This window comes from Crystallibacter permensis, from assembly GCF_025960875.1.
GTDB lineage: Bacteria > Actinomycetota > Actinomycetes > Actinomycetales > Micrococcaceae > Crystallibacter > Crystallibacter permensis.
The window spans coordinates 104,066-127,559 of record NZ_JAODLR010000011.1; the positions used below are offsets into that span (position 1 = coordinate 104,066).

Here is a 23,494-nt window from a genome sequence, read left to right on the forward strand (position 1 = left end):
CCCTCACACCATCGTCAGGACCATCCCCGGCTCGGCCAGGATGGTCCCGACGTCGGCCAGGAACGTCGCCCCCTGCTGTCCGTCCACAAGGCGGTGGTCGAACGACAGGCTGAGGGTGACGACCTGGCGCAGGGCGATGCCGCCCTGGTATTCCCAAGGCTGCCTACGGACCGCGCCCATGGCCAGGATCGCCGCCTCCCCCGGGTTGATGATGGGGGTACCGGCGTCGATGCCGAAGACGCCGATATTCGTGATCGAAATGGTTCCTCCGGTCAGGTCTGCCGGGGCTGTCTTGCCCGATCTTGCCGCGCCGGTCAGCTCGCCCAGTGCCAGGGCGAGCTGGCGCAGGTCCAGTGCGTGGGCGTCCTTGATGTTGGGCACGATCAGCCCCCGCTCCGTGGCGGCCGCGATGCCCAGATTCACATAGTTCTGCCGGACGATCTCCTGGTTGGCCTCGTCCCAGCGCCAGTTCAGCGAGGGATTGCGCTCCAGTGCGATGCACAGCGCCTTGGCCAGTACGGTCAGCGGCGTGACCTTGATGCCGCTGAAGGCACGGCTGTCCCGCAGTTTGGCCAGCAGCTCCATGGTCGGCGTGACGTCCACGGTCAGGAACGACGTGGCATGCGGAGCGGTAAAGGCGCTGGCCACCATCGCGGCCGCCGTGTGCTTGCGCATGCCCTTGATCGGAATGCGGCTTTCGCGTTCCGCCGCACCCGCCAGCCATCCGCCAGCACGCGCAGTGGTGGCAGCCGGCTGCTCCTTACCCCGTTCGCCAGCCCCGGCAGTAGCGCCGGTATGGAAACGTTCGACGTCGGCCCGCGTGATCAACCCCTGCTCGCCCGTTCCGGTTACCTCAGCGAGATCAATGCCCAGATCCCGGGCCAGCTTGCGGACCGGAGGCGTGGACCGCGGCCGTTCCTTCCCGGATTCCGCTAGCTCCCCGGCAGGCTGGGCGGGGGCTGCAGCAACCGGTTCGGGTGCCGGAGCCGTGCTGGCCACCGGAACCCCTGCGCCTGGCTCAGCGGCACCGGCCCGACGGCGGCGCCTGGGTGCGCCTGCTGCTTCGGCCTGTGCGCCGTACCCCACCAGGTTCGCCTCACGGCCACCCTCCGTGGCGGTTGCCGCACCGTTTGAGGACCGGCCGCCCGTACCGTTCCCGGACGGGTCGCCGGAGCCGGCCACTTCGAAGGAAACAATCGGTTCGCCCACATTGACCGTGCTGCCCGGGGCTTCGTGCAGGACGGTGACGACGCCGGCAAACGGTGACGGCAGCTCCACCACGGCCTTTGCGGTTTCCACTTCGCCGAGGATCTGGTTCAGTTCCACCCTGTCGCCTTCGGCAACGTGCCAGCTGACGATTTCCGACTCTGTGAGACCTTCGCCCAGGTCCGGCAGCTTAAAGACCTTGATTCCCATCAATTCCCCTCCAGACCGCTGAGCGAATTCGTCCGGCCCAGGACGCGGTCCACGCCGTCCAGCATTCTGTCCAGATCGGGAAGATGGTGGTGTTCCATCTTTGCCGGCGGGTAGGGAATATCGAATCCGGTGACACGGACGGGTGCGTGTTCCAGATGGTAGAAGCACCGTTCGGTGATGCTCGCTGCCACCTCCGCACCGAGTCCTCCCGTCATGGCCGCTTCATGGGTGATGACCAGGCGGCCGGTCTTGCGGACCGAGGCCTCCAGCGTGGCGAAGTCCAGCGGAGACAGCGAGCGCAGGTCGATGACTTCCACCGAGATACCTTCCTCCCGCGCCGCCAGGGCGGCGTCCTTGGCGACCTGCACCAGGGCACCGTACGCCACCAACGTCACGTCTTCGCCGGGGATCTCCACCCGAGCCTGCTCGAGGGAGAAGGATCCCAGGTCAACCTCTTCGTCCACCTCCCCCTTGACGTGATACCGCCGCTTGGGTTCGAAGAAGAGCACCGGGTCATCGCAGGCTATGGCCTGCTGGATCATCGTGAATGCATCCTGCGGGTTGGATACCGAGATCACCCGCAGGCCGGAGGTATGTGTGAAATAAGCCTCCGGCGATTCCGAATGATGCTCCGCTGCTCCGATTCCGCCGCCGAACGGAACCCGGATAGTCAGCGGCATCTTGACCCTCCCCTGGGTGCGGTAGTGCAGTTTGGCTACCTGGCTCACTATCTGGTTGAACGCCGGATAGATGAACCCGTCAAACTGTATTTCGCACACCGGCCGGTATCCGCGGTACGCCATTCCCACGGCTGTACCCAGAATGGCGGATTCCGCCAGCGGGGCGTCGATGACCCGGTGGGCACCGAAGTCTTTCTGAAGTTCGTCAGTGATGCGGAAGACACCGCCCAGCTTGCCGATGTCTTCGCCGATCAGGACGACCTTGGAATCGTGTTCCATTGCCTTGCGCAGGCCGGTGTTAATCGCCCGGCCAAAAGTTATGGTGCTCATCGCGCGCCTCCCCCTGCAGCCTCGAACGAGGCAAGATAACGGGTGTAGTGGTCCCGTTGGCGCTCCAGCACCGAGTGCGGTGTGGTGTAGACGTTGTTGAACACGTCCAGCTCCCCGGGCTCGGGCAGTGTCACACAGCCGTGCCGCAACTGCGCGGCAACCTCGTCCGCCTTGGCGTTCACCCTGTCCGTGAAGTCAGCGGTCAGCAGCCCTTCGGCCTCCAGCAGGTTGGCCAGCCGGTCGATGGGATCGCGGCCCTTCCAGTCTTCGAGTTCGTTCGGGTCCCGGTATCTGGTGGGATCATCCGCCGTCGTATGCGGACCCATGCGGTAGGTGACCGCTTCAATGAAGCTTGGCCCGCCGCCGCTGCGCGCCCGCTCCAGGGCCTCACGCGTCACGGCCATGCAGGCGAGTACGTCGTTGCCGTCCACGCGCACGCTCGGAATGCCGAAACCGGGGGCGCGGTCCGCGATGTCCCGCTGCGCCTGGAGGGTGACCGGTTCGGAAATCGCCCACTGGTTGTTCTGGCAGAAGAAGACCACCGGCGCCTGGAAGCTGGCCGCAAAGACCATGGCCTCGTTGACGTCGCCCTGGCTGGTGGCGCCATCGCCGAAGTACGCTACAGCCACGGAGTCTGCGCCGTCGAGCTTGGTTGCCATGGCGTAGCCGGTAGCGTGCAGGGTTTGTGCCCCGATAATCACCTGCGGCGTGGCCATGTTGATCTCATACGGGTCCCAGCCGGAGGGCGCGTTCCCACGCCAGACCCTGATCATGTCCGTGTAGTCGACGCCGCGGCAGTAGGCCACGCCGTTCTCGCGGTAGCTGGAGAAAACGAAATCGTCCTTGCGAAGCGCCCGGCCCGATCCGATCTGCGCCGCCTCCTGTCCCAGCAACGGGGGCCAGAGCGCCAGTTCACCCTGGCGCTGCAGGGCGGTCGCCTCCTGGTCTACCCGGCGCACCACCACCATGTCTTCGTACAGCCCCTGGAGGCGGGCCCCGTCGATATCCGCCACCCATTCACCGTAGGGACCGGCAACCCGGGTTCCCTCCGGTGTCAGCAGCTGGACGAGATTTTCCCCGGATACTGACCTCATGCCATGTAAGGACACTTGATGCACGCAACCTTTTCTCGTTGTGTCGGTCCCGCGGATCTTGTGGATCCCACGGCACCTTTGCAGACCCCCGACGCCATTGCCGGCAGGTAGTTGTGACGATACTCACAGAAGGCAGCAAGCGCAATATCCGGTTCCAAAACTGAGCATAATGCACTGCCCACAGGAAATTTATCGTGCTAACGTTGCGCATTATGCAGCCTCTGGATGGCACCGACACGCGTTTGCTGATGGCCCTGGCACAGGACCCTCGGCGTACGGTTGTGGCCTTGGCGCAAGAGCTGGGGCTTTCCCGGAATACGGTCCAGGCGCGCATGAGCCAGTTGGAGAAGAAATCCGTTTTCCTCTCCTTCGACCGCCGCATCAGTCCGGCCGCCCTGGGCTATCCGCTTGCGGCCTTCATCCACATCCATGTCCAGCAGCCCAAGCTGGAGCAGATCACCAACGAACTGGCCCTGATTCCCGAAGTGCTGGAAGCTTTCGGTATCACCGGACAGGCCGACATCCTGGCCCGGGTGGTCTCCACCGGCGCCGAAAACCTTTTCCGGATCAACGGAAAGGTCCTCGCCATCGACGGCGTGGAGCGCACGGACACTTCGCTGGCCATGCACGAACTGGTGCCGTTCCGCATCGGACCGCTGCTGCAGCGCCCCCGCGGACCGGACCCGGACTGACGTAGAGGGGAAGGCGTGGATGCTGCTGTCCGGCCGCTGCCGGAGCTGTTATCCGGCATCAAGACGAGGGACGGCAGGATTGTCTCCGAGCCGGTCAGGCTGGCCCACCCGCAGCTGGCCTGAGGGGCTGAGGGACGCCGTACTTGGCGGCCAGCCGTCCGGATTCCACCAGCCACCGGACGGTATCGTGGACGGTGTCGTCGAAGGGCCGCGCGCTCACACCCAGCTCGGTGGTGGCCGCCGACGTGTCGAATTCCGTGCCGCGGCGGAGGATGTCCACGCTCTCTGCGTAGGCCGGCATTGTCCATTGCGCGGGCAGCCGGCGCTGAAGCAGATCCATGGGCTTGAGCAGCGCCAGCATCAGTCCGGCCGGCACCGCCACGAACGGATATTTGCGCCCCGTCGCCCGCTCAAGGGCGCCGAAGATCATCTTGCCGTCCGCAAAATGGCCTGGGACCACATAGCGCTGCGGTTCACTGCACTTATTGACGACGGCGGCAACCAGCGCCGCGACGTCGCGCACGTCCGTGTAATGGGTGCTGCCGGAGGGCCAGGTTGGGAGCCGTCCGGCGGCCTGCCAGCGAAGCCGTTCACTCTGGTCGCCGCGGTAGGGATCATGCGGGCCAAGCGTCGAACCCGGATAGACGGTGACTACCGGGTCTCCGGCCGCTTGGAAACCGCGGGCCACCTGCTCCGAGAGGATTTTCGAGCGGGTGTAGGGGTAGTCAACGTCACCCAGCGGAAGCGACGGATCAGTGCCGCCCTTCCGGACCAGAACGGCATACGTGGAAATGTGCACCACAGGTGAAAGCCGGGCGCGGACGGCCTCGCCTAGGACATTCTCCGCCGCTTCTACATTGGTCCGCTCGATCTCGTCGGCCCGCCGCGGATCCAGGGAATAGATGGCTGCCGCATGAACGACGGCGTCACATCCGTTAACGGCGCCCCTCACCACCTGTGGATCCAACACATCGCCGACGACAACGTCCTGCTGCGCGGCAGCAACGACGTCGGCACCAAAGGGAGCCAGCGACGCGTGCGTTTTATCCCGGTCACGCACCAGCAACCGCACTGAGTGCCCCGCCTGAACCAACGCCGCCACTATGTGGCATCCGACAAAACCCGTGCCACCGGTCACTAGGACTCTCATTCCCCAAGCATGGACCTCTCGGCCACGCCTGCATAGACGCCGCCGTCGGGCTTCGAAATTCCGCCCGCTTAAAGAGGCATCTGAAAACCGGCTTGGAACGCACGAAGCGGGCCCGGAAATGTCCGGGCCCGCCGCTTTGCCGTGCAGTCGTGTTGCCGGCAGTTGTGTTGCCGTCTGGCTAGTGGTCGACGGCCTTTTCGGCGCCGACGCCGGTCAGTGAACGGACTTCCATTTCCGCCTGCTTGGCCGGATCCTCGACACGCTTGTCGAGTACCGTGCCCAGCCAGCCGAGGAAGAACGCCAGCGGGATCGAGATGATGCCCGGGTTCTTCAGCGGGAACCAAGCGAAGTCCGCACCCGGGATCATCGAAGTCTCCGCACCTGAAACCACCGGGGAGAACGCGATCAGGATCAGCGCAGCGGCCAGACCGCCGTACATGGACCAGATGGCGCCCTGGGTGGAGAACTTCTTCCAGAACAGCGAGTAGATGATGGTCGGCAGGTTTGCCGAAGCCGCCACCGCGAAGGCCAGCGCCACCAGGAAGGCAATGTTCTGGCCCTGGGCGCCGATGCCGCCCAGGATGGAGAGGATACCGATGACCACCACGGTACGGCGGGCAACCTTCACTTCGCCGTCGGCGTCCACCTGGCCCTTGCGGACCACGTTCGCGTAAATGTCGTGTGCAAAGGAAGCCGCGGCAGTGATAGTCAGGCCGGCCACCACGGCCAGGATGGTCGCGAAGGCGACGGCGGAGATCAGTCCCAGCAGCAGCGGTCCGCCGAGCTCGAACGCCAGCAGCGGTGCAGCGGAGTTCACACCGCCGGGAGCGGCCTCGATCACGTCCGGTCCGATGAGCGCGCCGGCGCCGTAGCCGAGCACCAGCGTGAACAGGTAGAAGGCGCCGATCAGCCAGATTGCCCAGACCACGGACTTGCGGGCTTCCTTAGCGGTGGGAACGGTGTAGAAGCGCATGAGAACGTGCGGCAGCCCAGCGGTACCGAGCACCAGCGCCAGAGCCAGCGAGATGAAGTCGAACTTGGAGGTTTCGCTGCCACCGTACTGCATTCCCGGATTCAGGATGTCAGTGGTTCCGGCCGTCGCGGCGGCATCGCCGAGCAGGGCCGAGAAGTTGAAGCCGTACATCGCCAGCACCCAGATGGTCATCACGAACGCACCGGCGATCAGCAGGCAGGCCTTGATGATCTGGACCCAGGTGGTGCCCTTCATACCGCCCACCAGTACGTACAGGATCATCAGCGCACCGACCACCACAATAACGATGGACTGGCCGAGCTTGTCGTCGATGCCCAGCAGCAGCGAGACGAGTCCGCCCGCGCCGGCCATCTGGGCCAGCAGGTAGAAGAAGCAGACCGCCAGCGTCGTCGTTGCCGCGGCGATGCGCACCGGGCGCTGCTTGAGCCGGAAGGAGAGCACATCCGCCATGGTGAACTTGCCGGTGTTGCGCAGGAGCTCCGCAACCAGGAGGAGAGCCACCAGCCAGGCAACCAGGAAGCCGATGGAGTACATGAAGCCGTCATAGCCGTTGATGGCGATGGCGCCGCAAATCCCAAGGAAGGAGGCGGCGGAGAGGTAGTCGCCGGCAATAGCGGTGCCGTTCTGTCCGCCGGTGAAAGAGCGGCCGGCCGCGTAGTAGTCGGCGGCTGTCTTGTTGTTGCGGCTGGCCCGCAGCACGATCACCATGGTGATCGCCACGAAGAGGCCGAAAATGGTGATGTTCAGCCAGGGCTCGCCGACCTGCGTCTCGGCCTGCGTGGTGGTGGTCAAGGGAAGCATCAGTTCTTTTCTCCTGCCTGGGGCTCGACGGCCGCGGACTCAAGCTCGCTGCGCATCTCCGCCGCGATCGGATCCAGCTTCTTGTTGGCGAAGCTGACGTACCACATGGTGATCGCGAACGTGCTGACAAACTGCAGCAGTCCCAGGATCAGGCCGACGTTGATGTTGCCGATCACCTTGATGGACATGAAGTCGTGCGCATAGTCCGCCAACAGGACGTAGGCGAAATACCACAGCAGGAATGCAATGGCCATCGGGAACACGAAGCTGCGGTGCCGGCGCCGCAGCTCCTGGAACTTCGGTTCCTGCTGGACTTTCTCGAAGTCCACGGCTGCCGTGAAATCGGCCTCCGGGGTGGGATTTTGTCCCATGTCTCCTCCTCTTGGGGATTTTGTGACTGCAATCACTCTCTTATGTGATCCAGTACATGTCTTCAGGCGCGGCCATAGCGATCGGTGAACGGCAACCGGCCTGCGGTGAACGGCGGCCCGCTGCGACGAACAGCATGCCGCGAGGGAACTTCCCAGCACTGGCGCGGCCGCGGCCGTGCGCCTTCCGGTGCCCCCGGGTTCAACCGACGACGGCGGTGCCTTCGGTGACGCTGTCACGAGGGATATCGTGGAGGAATGTTCAGCACGGCCGTCGACATCGCGCTCATTGTGGCCATCGCGGCCGTCACGGTGGCGGTCATCGCGCTGATCGGTTTTAAGCTCGCCCGCTCCAGCCGGGATCTGGGCTCCGAGGCCGAACTGGCCACCTACACCACCTTGCATACCGCCGGCCTTGCGGCGCCGTTCCTGCGCACCGGGCTCTCCCCTGCCGGCGCGGGCAAGGCCGCCCGTTATCTGCGCGAAATGCTCGGCAGCAACGATCTGGTCATCACGGACGAGTCCTCAATGCTGGCGTGGGACGGCGCCCACGGACCGCGGGAAGAAGAGGCCATGGCGCTGGCGCGCCAGGTGCTGGACAGCGGCCGGACCCAGGTCTTCCGCAAGCCCAGGCTCGCCGTGCCCGGCGCTGACCTGCGGGAGAACCCGGTCACGGAGGCCGTCTTCTCCCCTATCCAGGTGCAGGACCGGGTGGTGGGGACCGTCGGTGCCTACACCGAGCGTGTCGGGGCGTCGCTGGTCCGGGCCGCAAATGAAGTAGCCGGCTGGGTGGCCACGCAGATTGAGCTGGCGGAGCTGGACGCCTCGCGCACCCTGCTGATGGAGGCCGAAGTCCGCGCCCTGCGCGCGCAGATCAGCCCGCACTTCATCTACAACTCGCTCAACGCCATTGCGTCCTACATCCTCACCGACCCCGTGCGCGCCCGCGAACTGGTCATCGAGTTCGCCGACTTCACCCGCTACTCGTTCCGGCGCCACGGCGACTTCACCACGGTGGCGGAGGAGCTGCAGTCCATCGACCGCTACCTGCTGCTGGAACGGGCGCGTTTCGGCGAGCGGCTCAAGGTCAGCCTGCAGATCGGTCCGGAGGTGCTCAGCACGGTTATCCCCTTCCTGTCCCTCCAGCCGCTGGTGGAGAACGCGGTCCGGCACGGCTTGGAGGCCAAGGAGGGCACCGGCCACATCACGATTGCCGCGCACGATGCCGGCGCCTACGCCGTCGTTACTATCGAGGACGACGGCGTGGGGATGGATCCTGAGCATCTGCGGCAGGTGCTCGCCGGGCACACCGAGGGCGACCACGTGGGCCTGCGCAACGTGGACTCCCGGCTGCGGCAGGTCTATGGGGACGAGCACGGCCTGGTGGTGGAAACCGCTCCCGGCCAGGGCACCCTGATCACCATGCGCGTACCGAAGTTCCAGCCGGACAACGTCGTCTAGGCGACAATCCCGTCCAGGCGGTGCCAATCCCGCCCAGGCGGCAACGTGCGAGCGGGTCAACCGTGCGTGACGCAATAGACTGTCATGCATGGTCAACGTTGTCATCGCGGATGATGAATTCCCTGCCGTCGAGGCCCTCGCCTACCTGCTGTCCCGGGATCCGCGGATAGAAAACATCTACAAGGCTATGAGCGGTGCCGAGGCATTGCGGGCGCTGGAAAGCCATAACGTTGACGCGCTGTTCCTGGACATCCACATGCCGGCACTTTCCGGGCTCGATATTGCCCGTGTCATTTCCCGCTTCAGCCGGCCGCCCGCCGTCGTCTTTGTGACCGCCGACGAGGACCAGGCGCTGCAAGCGTTCGAACTGGCCGCGGTGGACTACCTGCTCAAGCCGGTCCGGCCGGAACGGCTGGCCGAGTCCGTACGCCGGATCTGCGAGCTGATCGAAGACGGCGATACCAAACCCGAGGTCATTACGGTGGACCAGGGCGGCATCACCAAGATGATCAGGCGCGACGAAATCAAGTACGTACAGGCCCAGGGCGACTATGCCCGGCTGCACACGGCCGAGGCCAGCTACCTCATCCGGGTCCCGCTGAACGATCTCGAGCAGCAGTGGGAGGACGCCGGCTACCTGCGCATCCACCGCTCGTACCTGGTGGCCATGAACCAGGTGCAGCAGGTGCGCATCACGGCCGGCAAGGCATCGGTGCTGATCAACGGCGCCGAACTGCCGGTGAGCCGGCGGCATCTGCCGGCCGTGCGGGACAAGCTCGAAGCCAACCGGGTCAGGCCGCGCGGATGACCGGACAGCCCGAGCGGCCCAAGGATCAACCGGACCGGCCCGCACCGCCGGCCGGCGTCCGCGAACCGCGTGCGGACCGGCCCGAGCGCGTGCGGGTGACGGCGCCGCGGTCCAAAGCACCGCTGGCGCCGGGCCGCTACAGCGTCTCGCGCGAACTGGCTGAACAGTCCGAGGTCGGCGAAATCTTCATCCGCTCGCTGATCCGCTCCCAGCTGCGGCTGGCGCTGGTAGTCGCCGGCGGATTCGGCGTGATCCTGGCCGGAGTGCCGGTGCTGATGCTCCTCTTTCCGCGTGTCAACGACATCACGGTTTTCACCGTCCCGCTGCCCTGGCTGCTCCTGGGCGTGGGCATCTATCCGGTCATCCTGGTCAGCGCCGGGCTCTACAACCGGGCCGCGGCCAGAAACGAGCGCCGCTTCCGCCAGCTGGTGGACGATGAGCGCATCGCCCGTCCCGGCTGGCAGGGAGGGCCTGAATGAGCCCGGCGGTCGGTCTTGCCGCGCTGGCCGCCGTCTGCGCAGCAACCGTGCTCATTGGTGTCTACGGACTGCGGATCTCGCGCACCACGGGAGACTTCTACGTAGCCTCGCGGACGGTGCGGCCGTGGTGGAATGCCTCGGCGATCGGCGGCGAATACCTCTCGGCGGCCAGCTTCCTCGGCGTGGCCGGGCTGATCCTGGTGTCCGGCATCGACGCGCTGTGGTTCCCCATCGGCTACACCGCCGGCTACCTGATGCTGCTGCTCTTTGTCGCGGCCCCGCTGCGCCGCTCCGGGGCCTACACCATCCCGGATTTTGCCGCCGCCCGGCTGGATTCGCGCCCGGCCCGCACCGTCACCAGCCTGCTGGTGGTCATCGTCGGCTGGCTCTACATCGTCCCGCAGCTCCACGGCGCGGCGCTGACCGTGCGCATCACTACCGGTCTGCCCGGCTGGGTGGGCGCCGCCGCCGTCGTTGTTGTGGTGGTGCTTTCCGTAGTGACCGGCGGGATGCGCTCGATCACCTTTGTGCAGGCCTTCCAGTACTGGCTGAAACTGACCGCGCTGGCCGTGCCGGTGATCTTTGTGCTGCTGGCCCTCGGGAGCACTTCGCAACCAATTACCGACGGCGGCGCGGTCTTCCACAGCGACCTCGACGTCTCCGACGAGGCGTCGCTCTACCGCAACATCTCGCTGATCACCGCGCTGCTGTTCGGCACATTGGGCCTGCCGCACGTGCTGGTGCGTTTCTATACCAACCCCGACGGCCCCAGCGCGCGGCGGACCACGGTCATTGTGCTGGGGCTGCTGTCGCTGTTCTATATTTTCCCCACCCTCTACGGCGTGCTCGGCCGGATCTACACGCCGGGCCTGGCCACCGGCGGCCAGGCGGACGCCACGGTCCTGCTGCTGCCGGCCCGGATTTTCGACGGCGCCGCCGGGGACCTGCTCTCGGCCCTGGTCATTGCCGGCGCGTTTGCCGCATTCCTGTCCACCACGTCGGGCCTGGTGGTGTCGCTGGCCGGCGTGGTCAGCCAGGACCTGTTCCGGGGCAGCGTCCGAGGTTTCCGCTGGGCCGCCGTGCTCTCCGCCGTCGTGCCGTTGGCGGTTGCGCTGGCAACGGACTCGCTGGCCCTGGCCGGAAGCGTGGGCACGGTGTTCGCCTTTACCGCCTCCACCATCTGCCCGCTGCTGCTGCTGGGCATCTGGTGGCGCGGCCTGACCGACGCCGGAGCCATCGCCGGCATGGTCACCGGAGCGGTGCTGTGCGGCGCTGCGGTCATGCTCGCCGCGTTCGCCGGGAGTGCGTTGGGCCGGTTCGAGGAACTGCTCGCCCAGCCGGCGGCCTGGAGCGTGCCGGTGGCGTTCGTGGTCACCATTGCCGTATCGAAGCTGACGGCATCGCGCCGGCCCCTGACAGTGGCGCGGGTGATGGCGAGGCTGCACTCGCCCGAACACCATCACCCGGCGCCGCGCACCGTAGGACGTTAAGCACCGTGGGACGTTAAGCACGGCGCGACGTTAATCAGTCAATAGCCGCCATGAGCTCGACAACACGGTCCAGGAACGCATCCACCTGGGTTTCCTCGTAGCCGTCCTGGCCCTTGGCCTCGCGAAACACCGAACGACGGACAATGTCGACGCTCAGCGGCTGGTCGTTTTCAAAGTAGGCCAGCAACTCGGAGCAGAGCGCGTCCACGTCCTCCACGTTGTAGCTGGTGGCATTGCGTTTGGCCGGACGGCGGAAGCGGTCCCCGGGCTCGCGGTGGAGCCGGGCGCGGAGCACGGCCGAAACGCGGCCGATCTGGGCCAGCCAGGCCTGCTCACCCTCCGCCACGATCAACGCGTCGCGCTCCCGCTGCGCGAAGACATCCTCCAGCCGGTCCAACGCCGAGTCGACCGCGCGTGGGTCATAACCGCCGCGGGCCGGCTCGAAAGTCATTCCGCGCACGTCGCGGCTGGTGATCTGCCCGCTGTCCGGGTCGTTGGCGTTGTAGTACTCCCGGGCGCGGGACAGGAACTGGTCAACCTGCCGGACGTTGTAACCGTGCTCGCGGCGCCCCACGCGTTCGAAGGGTGCACTGCCCCGGCCAGCCTCATTCTTTTGTCGCACCATCGTCCTCGATGCTTCCCTCTTCAGTAGTGACATCTGCTGTGCCAAACTCCCCAATACCTGTGCCCGGCGAGCCCGCCGGAACGCGTTCTTGAATTATTTATGCAGTCTGCCTGCTGCTGCCGGGCTGGCTTCAGATCGCCCCCGGCGCCAGCAGCACGGCAAGCACATAGGCCACCGGCGCGGCGAAAACGATGGAATCGAGCCGGTCCATGACGCCGCCGTGGCCGGGCAGGATGTTGCTCATGTCCTTGATGCCGAGCTCGCGTTTGACCATGGATTCGGCCAGATCCCCGGCCGAGGAGGCGGCGACGGTGGCAATCGCCAGCACCAGCCCGAACCACCACTGCAGGTCAAGGATGAACACCGAGCAGAGAATTCCAACAACGACGGCGCCGCCCACCGATCCGGCGAAACCCTCCCAGGATTTCTTCGGGCTGATTTTCGGAGCCATCGGATGCTTGCCGAACAGTACCCCCACCAGATAACCGAAAGTGTCGTTGGAGACCACCAGCAACAGCAGGGTCATCACTTTCAGCGCGCCGTTGTCCTCGTCCAGCAGCAGCACGGCAAAGCTGATGAACAGCGGCACCCAGCAGAGAATGAAAACTCCGCTCATGATGCTGCGGACGGCATCATGAGCCCGGTCCAGGCATTTGTAGATCATGATCGCAACCGCGGACGCCACCAGCGCGAACGCCAGTGCTTCCGGGCCACCGTAGTAGGCGGCGAGCGGCATGGCGAAGGCTCCGGCATACAGCGGCACCTGCGGCACGAAGATGCTCTTGACTGTCAGCGCACGGGAAACTTCCCAGACCCCGATCAGCGCGAAAACCGATACCAGCACCACAAACGCGTCGGGCAGGAAGAAGAGTCCCACCAGGACGGCCACGAGAAGTGCCAGGCCGACGATGATGGCGGCGGGAAGGTCGCGCCCTGCCCGTGAAGGCGTGGCCGCGGCCCGCAGTGCCCGTCGTCCTGGTCCGGCCTTCTGAGACCCGGAACCAGCCTCAGGTGCCGGCGAACCGCCAGCCTGGGTGGAAGGCTGGTCGGTACCCATCAGACTTCGAGCAGCTCAGCTTCTTTGCGCTTGAGCAGCTCATCCACGTTGTCCGTATGGGCCTTGGTCCTGGCGTCCAGTTCCTTCTCGGCGCGCGCGCCCTCGTCTTCACCGATGTCGCCGTCCTTGACCTGCTTGGCGATGTTGTCCATCGCCTTGCGGCGGATGTTGCGGATGGACACCTTCGCGTCCTCGGCCTTGCCGCGGACAATCTTGACGTATTCCTTGCGGCGTTCCTGGGTCAGCTCCGGCAGCACCACGCGGATAACGTTGCCGTCATTAGCCGGGTTCGCGCCGACGTCCGAATCCCGCAGGGCCTTCTCAATGTCATTCAGCGCCGACTTGTCGAACGGGGTGATGAGCAGGGTGCGTGCTTCCGGGTTCTGGAACGAAGCCAGCTGCTGCAGCGGGGTCGGCGAACCGTAGTAGTTGACGGTGACCTTCGAAAACAATGCCGGGTTCGCGCGGCCGGTACGGATCGTCGCGAAGTCTTCCTTCGCCACTTCCACCGCCTTGTCCATCTTCTCGGCAGCCTCTAGCATTGTTTCTTCGATCACGGCGTCTCCTTAGACAATTATGTCCGCCTTCATGGCGGCAAGGACTCTGTTATCCATCCTAGGCTATCCGGAACCGCTGACGGGCAGGCGCTCCGGGTTCTGCGCGGGTGCGCTTAGGCGGACACGAAGGTCCCGATCTTCTCGCCCAGGATGGCGCGGCTGACATTGCCCTCGCCTTCCATGCCGAAGACAACCATGGCCAGCTTGTTGTCCTTGCACAGGCTGAAGGCCGTCTGGTCCATGACACGGATATTGCGGCGCATCGCGTCGTCGTAAGTCAGGCTGTCCAGCTTTTCGGCAGCCGGATCCTTCTTCGGGTCCGCTGTGTAAACCCCGTCGACCCCGTTCTTGGCCATGAGTACGACGTCGGCATGGACTTCCAGCGCACGCTGGGCAGCAACGGTGTCAGTGGAGAAATACGGCAGCCCGGCGCCGGCGCCGAAGATGACCACCCGGCCCTTTTCCATGTGGCGGATGGCGCGGCGGGGAATGTAAGCCTCGGCAACCTGGCCCATGGTGATGGCGCTTTGGACGCGGGTGTCCACGCCGGCCTGTTCGAGGAAGTCCTGCAGCGCGAGGCAGTTCATGACGGTGCCCAGCATCCCCATGTAATCGGCGCGGGAGCGGTCCATCCCGGACTGCGAGAGTTCCGCGCCGCGGAAGAAGTTGCCGCCGCCGACCACGATCGCGACCTCGACCTGTCCCACGGTTGCCGCGATCTGCTTGGCGACGCCGCGGACGGTGTCCGGATCGACGCCGAGTTTTCCCCCGCCGAAAACTTCGCCGGAGAGCTTGAGCAGAACGCGGCGCCGCTTGGGCTCCACCTCGGCGGACTGGGTTTCGGTTGCGTGCTGGGGTTCCATCGTGCCTCCCGGGCGTGCTGTTGGTCCTGGGGAAAAGGACCTGTAAGGACTGAACTGGACTGAACTGGACTGAAGTCTGTTATTCTGGGCAGGAAAAAGGGGCGGCCACCTGTGGGTGACCACCCCCTCCTCGCTACACGGTGCTGCGCCGCGGACGGCGCATGCCATTATTTGCTAAGCGCGATGCTATCAGGCGCCTACGCGGAACCGGGCGAAACCGGATGCGTTCGCACCGGCCTGCTCGAGGACCTTGCCAACGTTGACCTTCGGGTCCTTGGCGAACGGCTGGTCGAGCAGCACGATCTCCTTGAAGAAGCCGTTGAGGCGGCCTTCGACGATCTTCGGCAGCGCAGCCTCGGGCTTGTTCTCGGCGCGAGCGGTCTCGTCAGCGATCCGGCGCTCGTTCTCTACCGTCTCGGCCGGAACTTCTTCGCGGACCAGGTAGGACGGCGAGTAGGCAGCAATGTGCACGGCCACGTCGTGCGCGGCCTCGACAGCAGCCTCACCCACGGCGTCAACTGCGAACAGCACGCCCACCTGGGCGGGCAGGTCCTTGGACGTCTTGTGGAGGTAAGCGTCAACGGTCTTGCCTTCGAGGCGTGCAAGACGGCGGACAACAATCTTCTCGCCGAGGATGGCGCCCTCTTCGACGACAACCTCGCTCAGCGGCTTGCCCTCGACGTCGGTGGCCAGCAGTGCGTCCAGTTCGGCAGCGCCGGACTCGACGGCAACCGAAAGAACCTTGTCGGCCAGTTCGATGAACTTGGCGGACTTGGCAACGAAGTCGGTTTCGCAGTTGACCTCGACCATGACACCGACGGTTCCGTCGATGACCTTGGCGGCAACCAGGCCCTCGGCGGTGGAGCGGCCTTCACGCTTGGTAGCGCCCTTCAGGCCCTTGATGCGAATGAGCTCCATGGCCTTGTCGGCGTCGCCGTTGGCCTCGTCGAGAGCCTTCTTGACATCCATCATGCCAGCGCCGGTGCGCTCGCGCAGAGCCTTAATATCAGCAGCGGTGTAATTCGCCATTTGGACTCCAGTCCCTCCGTAATAAGTAGTTGTGTATTCCGCCAGTGCGGCCGGCCGAAATTCGGCCGGCCGCACCAGCAGACATCCTCCGCAGGTGGCTAGGTCACCCGCGGCTGAAGATCAGATTTACTTGTCGGTCTCTGCAGCCGGAGCTTCAGCAGCCTCGGCCGGAGCAGCAGCTTCCGCGGCAGGAGCCTCTTCAGCCGGAGCCTCGGCGGCAGGTGCCTCTTCGGTCGTGGCTTCAGCGGCCGGGGCCTCGGCGGCGGGCGCCTCTTCGGTCTTGGCTTCAGCGGCCGGAGCCTCGGAGCTACCCTCGAGCAGCTCGCGCTCCCACTCGGCCATTGGCTCGACGGGTGCCTCGGTGTTGCCGGCAGCCTTGTTCTGGCGGGCGATCAGGCCCTCAGCAACGGCGTCGGCGACAACGCGGGTGAGCAGGTTGACGGAGCGAATGGCGTCGTCGTTGCCCGGAATCGGGAAGTCGACCTCGTCCGGATCGCAGTTGGTGTCGAGGATGGCGACAACCGGGATGTTCAGCTTCTGCGCCTCGTCAACTGCGAGGTGCTCCTTCTTGGTGTCCACGATCCAGACCACGGACGGAGCCTTGGTCAGGTTGCGGATGCCACCGAGGGTGGTCTGGAGCTTGGTCAGCTCGCGCTTCAGGAGCAGCAGCTCCTTCTTGGTGTAGGCAGAGCCGGCGACGTCGTCGAAGTCGACCTCTTCGAGTTCCTTCAGACGCTGGATCCGGCGGGAAACGGTCTGGAAGTTGGTCAGCATACCGCCGAGCCAGCGCTGGTTCACATACGGCTGGCCAACGCGGGTGGCCTGCTCGGCAATTGCTTCCTGGGCCTGCTTCTTAGTACCGACGAAGAGCACGGTGCCGCCGTGGGCGACAGTGGCCTTGACGAACTCGTAGGCGCGGTCGATGTAGGACAGCGACTGCTGCAGGTCAATGATGTAGATGCCGTTGCGCTCGGTGAAGATGAAGCGCTTCATCTTCGGGTTCCAACGACGGGTCTGGTGACCAAAGTGAACGCCGCTGTCGAGCAGCTGGCGCATGGTAACGACTGGCATGTCGTCACTCCTTCCGGCAGGATTCCCGGCTTCAGCGCGGGTAGATTCTGCCAATAGACGGTTATTAGCTCACCGCCCGGGTTCGGGCGAAGCTCCTGGCTTCCGTCAGTCCTGTTCGCAAACGGGACGTAAGTCCGGACCGGCTTTACCGGACCGCCTGGACATACCCCTGCCACAGAAGACTCTGCGGCGGGAAACGGAAACGCGTAGTCAGCTCTCCCACCATGCATCCGGGCCGTAAATTCCAAACGGATAAACAGGACCAAGACATGACTCATGGAGGCAGAAAACTGCTTTGCCTAGTGTACTACACGTCAGGGGTCGCACTTCGCCGCTCTTCCTCCCCGAAACCTGCGTACTTCGGCCGGCTGTTCCACCCGTCCTGCACAACTGCCGCACGCGGGAGTCGTGCGCACATCCGGCACCGGGACCCTCGCGCCGCTGCATCACAACGCGCAGCATCGACCCTATGGAATTGCCCGGCCCCCTTGAACAGTCCCCCAGCAGATCCCAGCCGCCCTTCTCCCCGCACATTCTTCGTCTGGCGTGGGCAGCCGCCGTCGTTCTGCTGTTGACTGCAGCCAACGTCCCGCTGCCCGGCACACCGCCCTCGACTGGCACGACCGGCATTTACGCCCCGGTGTGGAGCTGGCCGACGGATCCGAAGCCTGCGGTGCTGGCGGGGTTTGATCCCCCGCCCGAGCCCTGGTCGCGCGGGCACCGAGGGGTTGACCTCGAGACGCACGACGGCGCATCAGTACTCGCTCCGCAGGACGGTACCGTCAGCTTCGTCGGCTGGGTTGTGGACCGCCCCGTCATCACCATCGACCACGGCAACGGACTGCGCAGCAACTTTGAACCTGTATCCAGCGAATTGCAGAAGGGCGATCCGGTGGACAAGGGCGCCGAGTTGGGGACCGTGGATGGAGCGTCGCACTGCCCGCCCGGCTGTCTGCACTGGGGAGTGCGGCAGGGTGAGGAATACATCAACCCGCTGCAGTTCGTGATGGACATGAGGCCCTCGGTCCTGCTCCCCCGGCCTATGGAATGAAGCCAAACGCCGCGGAGTGAGGCTAAACGAACGCGGCGATGCCCGTGATAGCCCGGCCGGTAACCAGCGAGTTGATCTCCTGGGTTCCCTCGTAGGAGTAGATAGCCTCGGCATCGGCGAAGATCTTGGCCATCTCGTAGTCGGTGACAATGCCGTTGCCGCCGAGGATTCCACGACCGAGCGCCACCGACTCACGCATGCGCGCCGTAGTGAACGCTTTGGCGAGTGCGGACTGTTCGTCCTTCGCGGCGCCCAAGTCCTCCAACTGGGCGAGGCGCACCATCATGCCCATGGACGCCACCGTGTTGCCCAGAATCTGGACGAGTTGGTCCTGCACCAACTGGAAGGAGGCCAGCGGTTTGCCGAACTGGTGCCGCTCGACGGCATAGCGGCGTGCGACGTCGAAGGCCGCCATTTGTTGCCCAACCGCCTGCCATGCCACAGCCAGCCGGGTCACCTTCAGCACCTTGTTGGTGTCCTTGAAGCTGTTGGCGCCCTTGAGGTGGAATTCATCCGGCACCACCACGTTGTCGAGAATGATGTCCGCGTTCTGCACCGTGCGCAGGCTGATCTTGTTCTCGATCTTCGTGGCCTGGTAGCCCTCCAGCGTGGTATCCACCAGGAATCCCTTGACCTGATTGTCCGCCGCATCCCGGGCATAGATCACCACCCAGTCGGAGAACGTGGCATTGCCGATCCAGCGCTTGGCGCCGTTGAGGATCCAGCTTCCCCCGTCCCGGATAGCTGTGGTGCGCGTACCGCCGGCAACGTCCGAGCCACCCAGCGGTTCCGTCAGGCCGAAGGCCCCGATCTTCTTCAAGGAATAGATGTCGGGCAGCCACGCATCCTGCTGCTCCTGTGAGGCCAGTGCCTCGATGGATCCGGTGAACAGCCCGTCATGGACTCCCATGAATGTCGCGATGGAGGTATCCGCACGCGTGAACTCCGCATGTAGCAGCCCGGCCAGCAGGTTGGAATGTCCCTGCCTCCGGACAGGGCTGACAACGTCGAGCTCGGCCAGCTTCGGGATGATTTCCATGGGGAACTCTCCCCGGTTCCAATAATCCACTGCGATCGGCCGGACTTCCTTGGCCAGCCAGTCACGGACCTCATGCAGCCGGGCGCGCTCCGAGGCAGAGAGAACTTCCTCGAAGGCGTAGAAGTCCCCATCGGCATAAGGGAGATTGTTCGGATCAATGACAGTCTGGCCCATGGGTGCATCCTTTACTGACGGCTCCAGGACGCGACAGCACATCCCGGTGGTTATGTTACTCGTCAGTAACATAACCTATTCGTCTGCAGCGGGCAACCTTGGCCCCATGAAAGCCAGTCAGCAAAACCGGGCTTCGCAAGCAACTGGGACGCCGATGACGCCGGGCATGTCAAAGGCCCCGGCTGGATCCCGAATCAGATCCGGCCGGAGCCTCTGTGCCCAGCAACCGCTGGGGTCCTGCTGTAGGGCGACTGGGACTTGAACCCAGGACCAAAGGATTATGAGTCCTCTGCTCTGACCTGCTGAGCTACCGCCCCATGACTGCCTCGCGATCAGCTGCGAGCAGTTTCGACGTAGCCATCCTAATGGTTACGCGCGGCCCCGCGCACCTTGAGACGCGCGGCGCCGTCAGCTCGGCAAGAAGTCGTCCACCGATCCGCCGCGGTACAGCTTCTCGAAGGTGTCCATGGTCTTATCGATGGCATGTTTGGCCGCCTTGTCGTGGCTGGCCTCGCCCATGGCCTGGATGTCCTCCGGTGACTGCTTCAGCACCAGGTCCAGTTTGGCGGCCAGGTCGACCGGATCCCGCGGGGTGAAGAGGTAACCGTTGACGCCGTCGTCGACCAGGTGCGGCAGGGCCATGGCATTGGCCAGGACCACCGGCTTGCTCGCGGACATGGCCTCCAGCGAGACCAGGGACTGCAGCTCCGCCGTACCCGGCTGGCAGAAGACAGTCGCCCGAAGGTACGCGAGCCGCAGTTCGTCGTCGTCCACGTGGCCCAGGAACTTCACCCGCCCGGCCATACCAAGCTCGGCCACCTTGGCGTCGAGCATGGGCCGCACTTCGCCTTCGCCGACTATTTCCAGATGGACGTTGAGGTCAGGGTCCGTCAGCGAGATCGCTTCTATCAGCACGTCCACGTGCTTCTCCTGGGCCAGCCGGCCCGCAAAAAGGACCGTGGGATGGTCAGATTTCTCGACGACTTCGCCCGGCGCCAGTTCGTAATGGGCTGAGTCAATGCCGTTGGAGAGCGGAAGCACCTTGTGCAGGAAGGCGTGCTCCTTCATGGCCTTCGCGGCCAGCGGTGTAGGAGTGGTGACTACCGCTGCCTTGCCCATGATCTTGCCCATGTCGCGCCAGGAGTTCTTGGCAACAATGTCGAGGAACCACTGCGGGAACGGCAGGAACGGTTCGAGATTTTCGGGCATGAAGTGGTTCGTAGCAATGGCCCGGATTCCGCGGCGGACCGCTTCGGCCATGGTGGCCTGGCCGATCATGTAGTGGCACTGGATGTGGACCACGTCCGGCTGGACCTCGTCGAAGATCCGCTTCATGTCCCGCCTGATCTCCCAGGGGAAGCAAATGCGCCATGACTCGTGTGTGGGCACCGAATGCGAGCGGAGCCGGTGCACAGCCGCTTCGGGGCGGTGCTCCACATAGGTGGTTCCCTGCTCCGGGCGCGCCGCGACGACATGCACGCCGTGCCCCCGCTTGGACATGGCTTGGGCCAGCCGTAGGCCGAACACCGCCGCCCCGTTGACATCCGGCAGATAGGTGTCGGCGGCGACCAGGATCTTGAGCGGTCTTGGTCCCTTGTTCCCGCTCACCTGGCGCAGAACTCCCTGGTCGGTTGTGACGATGCTGTTCATATGATCTGTTCGTACCTAAGGCTTCCTGGTCGCGGCGGCCTGGGCCCGCCGTCGTGCTTCTTCTCGTTTTTGCAGTACGTCCGGATGATGTCTTGAAAGAGCAATGACCCCCACAATAGCAACCAAACCCACGCCAATCATGGCAATCGCGATGACGGGTTCGACGTCGGGTTTCAGTTCCCCCAGCAGGAAAATACCGATGGCGATGCCGACAAGAGGATCAATGACGGTCAGTCCGGCTATCACCAGGTCCGGCGGTCCGCTGGAGTAGGCGCTCTGGACAAACCACGCTCCCAGACCCGCAGCGGCAATAATCGCGATGAAGCTGTACACCGGCACGTTGGCCAGGAAGCGCCCGTTGGGGTCGAACAGGTGCAAGCCGATGATCCGCACCAGGACGGCGACAAAGCCGAAGAGCATCCCGGCGCCGAGGATGTAGGCGAAAGCGTTCAAGCGGTGCCGGAACATCAGTTCCAGCGAGAGGAAAACCGCAACAACGACGGCGAGCAGCAGTACCGTCGACAGCTCCTCTGCCGCTGTAACCCGGTGGCTCTCCCCGGTGACGTTGACCGCCAGCAGAACGAAGCCCGCGCTTCCGGTGACGCAGGCGGTGATCGCCACAACCGTCATTCGGTTCAGCCGGATCCCTTGGTCCTTCGAGTTCACGATGGTGGTGATTACCAGAGCGATGGCACCGATTGGCTGGACAACCGTGAGTGGGGCGCTGACGAGCGCGAACACGTTCAGTCCCATGCCGACGCCCAACAGCAGCAGCCCCACAACCCATCGCGGATTGCGCAGCAGCCGCAGCAGTCCGCTGACGCTGAGGGAGAGCCCGCCGGTGTTTGCCTGCACCGCACTGGCCTGACGCTGCGTTCCAAGGGCAAGGAAGCAAGCACCGGCCAGCGCGCAGAGGATCGCTAGCCAGACCATGTGGTCCTGACTGCCGTTGTTCCTGGTGCACTCCGTTTCCCGTCTGCCGGCGGACCGTCAACCATTCGTGTGCCCATTGACAGCGGAGCCGGCGGGGCTGTCCGGCTGTTGCCCCCGTTTGGCAAGATGCTTCCGCCATACACCGCGCATGTATCCCCACCACGCCAGCAGATGGCCCAGGCAGCCGAGGATGAGGATCGCGTAGGCAGTAACCGCCAGCCAGTCCTCTCCGGGTTCGAGGGCCTTATGCAGCAGCAGAAGCGGGGTTCCGACCAGCAGCAGCGCCGTCCGGATTTTGCCAATGTTGGTCACCGGCAGGTTCGGATTCCCGTGGAAAAGAGCGAGCGAGAACGCCAGCAGGATTCCGTCCGGGATGACGATGGCCAGCAGTAGCCACAGCGGCGCGATGCCGGCGACCACGAAAGTGATGGCTACGATGATCAGTGCCAGGCGGTCCGCGACCGGATCCAGCCATTTGCCCACCGAGGAGATCTGGTTCAAGCGACGCGCCAAGTAACCGTCCACCCAGTCGGTTGTTCCAAGAATGACGAGCACGATGGTGGCCGCTGCGTAATCCTCCAGTGCGATGTACCGGATAAACAGCGGGACCGCGAGGAAACGAAGGACAGTAATGATGTTCGGTACCGTCCAGAACGTCTGCAGTTCCCGGTATTCGTAGTTATCCCGGGAACCGGCACCAATCAGCTTCACTGTCCCTCCCCTCTTCACTGACGCACCTTCCGCAGGGAACGGAGTGGTGCTGATGTGCAGTTACTCAACCAGCGGCACACGGTCCAGCCGCTGGTTTTCGATTACTGGCGCAGCAGTTTGCGCAGCAACACGAAGAATGCGGCCAAAGATGCTGCCAGCGCAGCCAGCGGCTTCCAGCGGTCCTGCAGTTCATCTTGAAGACCTGACCCGGAACCGGTGCCCGTCGCAGTTGCGCCGGCATGCGAGCCCGTAGACGAGCCCCGGACAGCTGCGATGCGGGTCTCGGCCGCTTCACGGGCCTTGGCGGCAGCCTCGCTGGCGTTGGCCTTGATCCTTTCGCTCTGCGGCTTGGGATCGAGCTTCTCGCCCAGCCCATCGCGGATGCGCGCGAGATGTTCGCGGCGCTCCCCGGAGCGGTTGCGCAGTTCTTCCAGCGAAGGAGCCGGTTCCTTGGGCGTCTGGTCTTCCTCTGCCTGTTCCGGCTTTTCCTTCTTCACCGGCTTCTGGTCCAGCGTGGCCGGATCAAAGCTGCGGCCTTCCTTCAGCACGCCAATGTCGTACTTGATGCCCCACAGCGCATGCTCAGGCAGCAACGGCATGGTCTTCTTCAGCCGCAGCGCACCGATCAGGCCCACAATGGCGGCCAGGACCAGGAACAGCAGCGCCACGAGCAGCGCCGCAAGCCACGGTTCCATGACTTCGCCAAGGCCCATGATGGCGGCAACGAGCAAGGCAATAACCATAAAGGCAACGAACACGAGGGCAACGGCCAGAAGGGCAGCGGCGACGCCGACCTTGACGCCTTTGCCCTTGAGCTCGACGGCAGCCAGCGAAAGCTCGTCACTGATCTGGCGAGGCAGCAATCGCCCGGCCATTTTGACCAGTGACACCAGGGAGGATCTGCTTCCCGCAGTAGTGGTCCTGGTGTTGTCAACGCGAGTCATGGGCTCTGCCTCCATTGCTAGTTTGGT

The 23,494-nt window shown here is 64.6% G+C and carries 23 protein-coding genes and 1 tRNA gene; 6 read left to right on the forward strand and 18 right to left on the reverse strand.

The annotated features are described in order from the left end of the window. Nucleotides 1-3: 3 nt before the first annotated feature. The 3 genes from B0G38_RS13865 to pdhA are packed head-to-tail and all read right to left on the reverse strand — an operon-like array spanning nt 4 to nt 3,520. Complete coding sequence (locus tag B0G38_RS13865; protein WP_264669947.1) at nt 4-1,416, reverse strand: dihydrolipoamide acetyltransferase family protein; 1,413 nt, start codon at nt 1,414-1,416, stop codon at nt 4-6. After that, nucleotides 1,416-2,426: an alpha-ketoacid dehydrogenase subunit beta gene (locus B0G38_RS13870; RefSeq protein WP_264669948.1), complete on the reverse strand. Its 1,011-nt coding sequence runs from the start codon at nt 2,424-2,426 to the stop codon at nt 1,416-1,418. Before B0G38_RS13870 ends, B0G38_RS13865 begins: the two co-directional genes overlap by 1 nt. Continuing rightward, entirely contained in the window at nt 2,423-3,520 is a 1,098-nt protein-coding gene (pdhA, locus tag B0G38_RS13875) for a pyruvate dehydrogenase (acetyl-transferring) E1 component subunit alpha (protein WP_264669949.1), read from the reverse strand. Before pdhA ends, B0G38_RS13870 begins: the two co-directional genes overlap by 4 nt. A gap of 212 nt (nt 3,521-3,732) precedes the next feature. Here pdhA and B0G38_RS13880 point away from each other — a divergent pair, with 212 nt between their 5' ends. Then, nucleotides 3,733-4,212 (forward strand): Lrp/AsnC family transcriptional regulator, encoded by a 480-nt coding sequence (locus B0G38_RS13880; RefSeq protein WP_264669950.1) that lies wholly within the window; start codon nt 3,733-3,735, stop codon nt 4,210-4,212. 94 nt (nt 4,213-4,306) lie between these two features. On the opposite strand, the gene B0G38_RS13885 is transcribed toward B0G38_RS13880, so the two are convergent. The 3 genes from B0G38_RS13885 to B0G38_RS13895 all read right to left on the reverse strand — a co-directional run bounded on the left by B0G38_RS13885 (nt 4,307) and on the right by B0G38_RS13895 (nt 7,528). Then, entirely contained in the window at nt 4,307-5,350 is a 1,044-nt protein-coding gene (locus tag B0G38_RS13885; RefSeq protein WP_264669951.1) for an NAD-dependent epimerase/dehydratase family protein, read from the reverse strand. 190 nt (nt 5,351-5,540) lie between these two features. Continuing rightward, entirely contained in the window at nt 5,541-7,157 is a 1,617-nt protein-coding gene (locus B0G38_RS13890; protein WP_264669952.1) for a solute symporter family protein, read from the reverse strand. After that, nucleotides 7,157-7,528, reverse strand: a complete 372-nt coding sequence (locus B0G38_RS13895) for a DUF485 domain-containing protein (RefSeq protein WP_169996473.1) — start codon at nt 7,526-7,528, stop codon at nt 7,157-7,159. The genes B0G38_RS13890 and B0G38_RS13895 overlap by 1 nt, the downstream gene beginning before the upstream one ends. A 255-nt stretch (nt 7,529-7,783) precedes the next feature. Here B0G38_RS13895 and B0G38_RS13900 point away from each other — a divergent pair, with 255 nt between their 5' ends. The 4 genes from B0G38_RS13900 to B0G38_RS13915 all read left to right on the forward strand — a co-directional run bounded on the left by B0G38_RS13900 (nt 7,784) and on the right by B0G38_RS13915 (nt 11,763). Then, nucleotides 7,784-8,986 (forward strand): histidine kinase, encoded by a 1,203-nt coding sequence (locus B0G38_RS13900; RefSeq protein WP_264669953.1) that lies wholly within the window; start codon nt 7,784-7,786, stop codon nt 8,984-8,986. An 88-nt stretch (nt 8,987-9,074) separates the two neighbouring features. Next, on the forward strand, nt 9,075-9,794 hold the full coding sequence (locus B0G38_RS13905; protein ID WP_264669954.1) for a LytR/AlgR family response regulator transcription factor: 720 nt from the start codon (nt 9,075-9,077) through the stop codon (nt 9,792-9,794). After that, nucleotides 9,791-10,273, forward strand: a complete 483-nt coding sequence (locus tag B0G38_RS13910; protein ID WP_319801251.1) for a hypothetical protein — start codon at nt 9,791-9,793, stop codon at nt 10,271-10,273. The genes B0G38_RS13905 and B0G38_RS13910 overlap by 4 nt, the downstream gene beginning before the upstream one ends. Further along, nucleotides 10,270-11,763 carry a sodium/solute symporter gene (locus tag B0G38_RS13915; RefSeq protein WP_264669955.1) on the forward strand — a complete coding sequence of 498 codons (1,494 nt, stop codon included), beginning with the start codon at nt 10,270-10,272 and terminating at the stop codon, nt 11,761-11,763. Before B0G38_RS13910 ends, B0G38_RS13915 begins: the two co-directional genes overlap by 4 nt. 34 nt (nt 11,764-11,797) lie before the next feature. On the opposite strand, the gene B0G38_RS13920 is transcribed toward B0G38_RS13915, so the two are convergent. From B0G38_RS13920 to rpsB, 6 genes are all read right to left on the reverse strand, one after another. Further along, nucleotides 11,798-12,388, reverse strand: a complete 591-nt coding sequence (locus tag B0G38_RS13920) for a DivIVA domain-containing protein (protein ID WP_264669956.1) — start codon at nt 12,386-12,388, stop codon at nt 11,798-11,800. Nucleotides 12,389-12,518: 130 nt separating this feature from the next. Next, nucleotides 12,519-13,445, reverse strand: coding sequence for a phosphatidate cytidylyltransferase (locus tag B0G38_RS13925; RefSeq protein ID WP_264669957.1), 927 nt, complete (start codon nt 13,443-13,445; stop codon nt 12,519-12,521). Then, a complete protein-coding gene (gene frr, locus B0G38_RS13930) occupies nt 13,445-14,002 on the reverse strand; it encodes a ribosome recycling factor (RefSeq protein ID WP_074702753.1) in 558 nt (185 codons plus the stop codon). Before frr ends, B0G38_RS13925 begins: the two co-directional genes overlap by 1 nt. Before the next feature lie 113 nt (nt 14,003-14,115). After that, nucleotides 14,116-14,865: a UMP kinase gene (gene pyrH / locus B0G38_RS13935; protein ID WP_264669958.1), complete on the reverse strand. Its 750-nt coding sequence runs from the start codon at nt 14,863-14,865 to the stop codon at nt 14,116-14,118. A 189-nt stretch (nt 14,866-15,054) separates the two neighbouring features. Then, on the reverse strand, nt 15,055-15,894 hold the full coding sequence (tsf, locus tag B0G38_RS13940) for a translation elongation factor Ts (protein ID WP_264669959.1): 840 nt from the start codon (nt 15,892-15,894) through the stop codon (nt 15,055-15,057). 126 nt (nt 15,895-16,020) lie between these two features. Further along, a complete protein-coding gene (rpsB, locus tag B0G38_RS13945) occupies nt 16,021-16,965 on the reverse strand; it encodes a 30S ribosomal protein S2 (RefSeq protein ID WP_264669960.1) in 945 nt (314 codons plus the stop codon). Between the two features lie 469 nt (nt 16,966-17,434). On the opposite strand from rpsB, the gene B0G38_RS13950 reads away from it, so the two are divergent. Further along, a complete protein-coding gene (locus B0G38_RS13950; RefSeq protein WP_264669961.1) occupies nt 17,435-18,016 on the forward strand; it encodes a M23 family metallopeptidase in 582 nt (193 codons plus the stop codon). Between the two features lie 22 nt (nt 18,017-18,038). Here the strand turns inward: B0G38_RS13950 and B0G38_RS13955 are convergent, their stop codons facing one another. The 6 genes from B0G38_RS13955 to B0G38_RS13980 all read right to left on the reverse strand — a co-directional run bounded on the left by B0G38_RS13955 (nt 18,039) and on the right by B0G38_RS13980 (nt 23,467). Beyond that, the gene (locus B0G38_RS13955; protein ID WP_264669962.1) at nt 18,039-19,229 is read right to left on the reverse strand and encodes an acyl-CoA dehydrogenase family protein; all 1,191 of its coding nucleotides are present in this window, start codon (nt 19,227-19,229) and stop codon (nt 18,039-18,041) included. Nucleotides 19,230-19,472: 243 nt separating this feature from the next. After that, nucleotides 19,473-19,546, reverse strand: a tRNA-Ile gene (locus B0G38_RS13960). Between the two features lie 91 nt (nt 19,547-19,637). Further along, the gene (locus B0G38_RS13965) at nt 19,638-20,879 is read right to left on the reverse strand and encodes a glycosyltransferase (RefSeq protein WP_264669963.1); all 1,242 of its coding nucleotides are present in this window, start codon (nt 20,877-20,879) and stop codon (nt 19,638-19,640) included. Between the two features lie 15 nt (nt 20,880-20,894). Next, a complete protein-coding gene (locus B0G38_RS13970; protein WP_264669964.1) occupies nt 20,895-21,812 on the reverse strand; it encodes a DMT family transporter in 918 nt (305 codons plus the stop codon). Nucleotides 21,813-21,869: 57 nt separating this feature from the next. Next, the gene (locus tag B0G38_RS13975; RefSeq protein WP_264669965.1) at nt 21,870-22,523 is read right to left on the reverse strand and encodes a CDP-alcohol phosphatidyltransferase family protein; all 654 of its coding nucleotides are present in this window, start codon (nt 22,521-22,523) and stop codon (nt 21,870-21,872) included. Between the two features lie 101 nt (nt 22,524-22,624). Further along, complete coding sequence (locus B0G38_RS13980; protein WP_264669966.1) at nt 22,625-23,467, reverse strand: phage holin family protein; 843 nt, start codon at nt 23,465-23,467, stop codon at nt 22,625-22,627. Nucleotides 23,468-23,494: the final 27 nt, after the last annotated feature.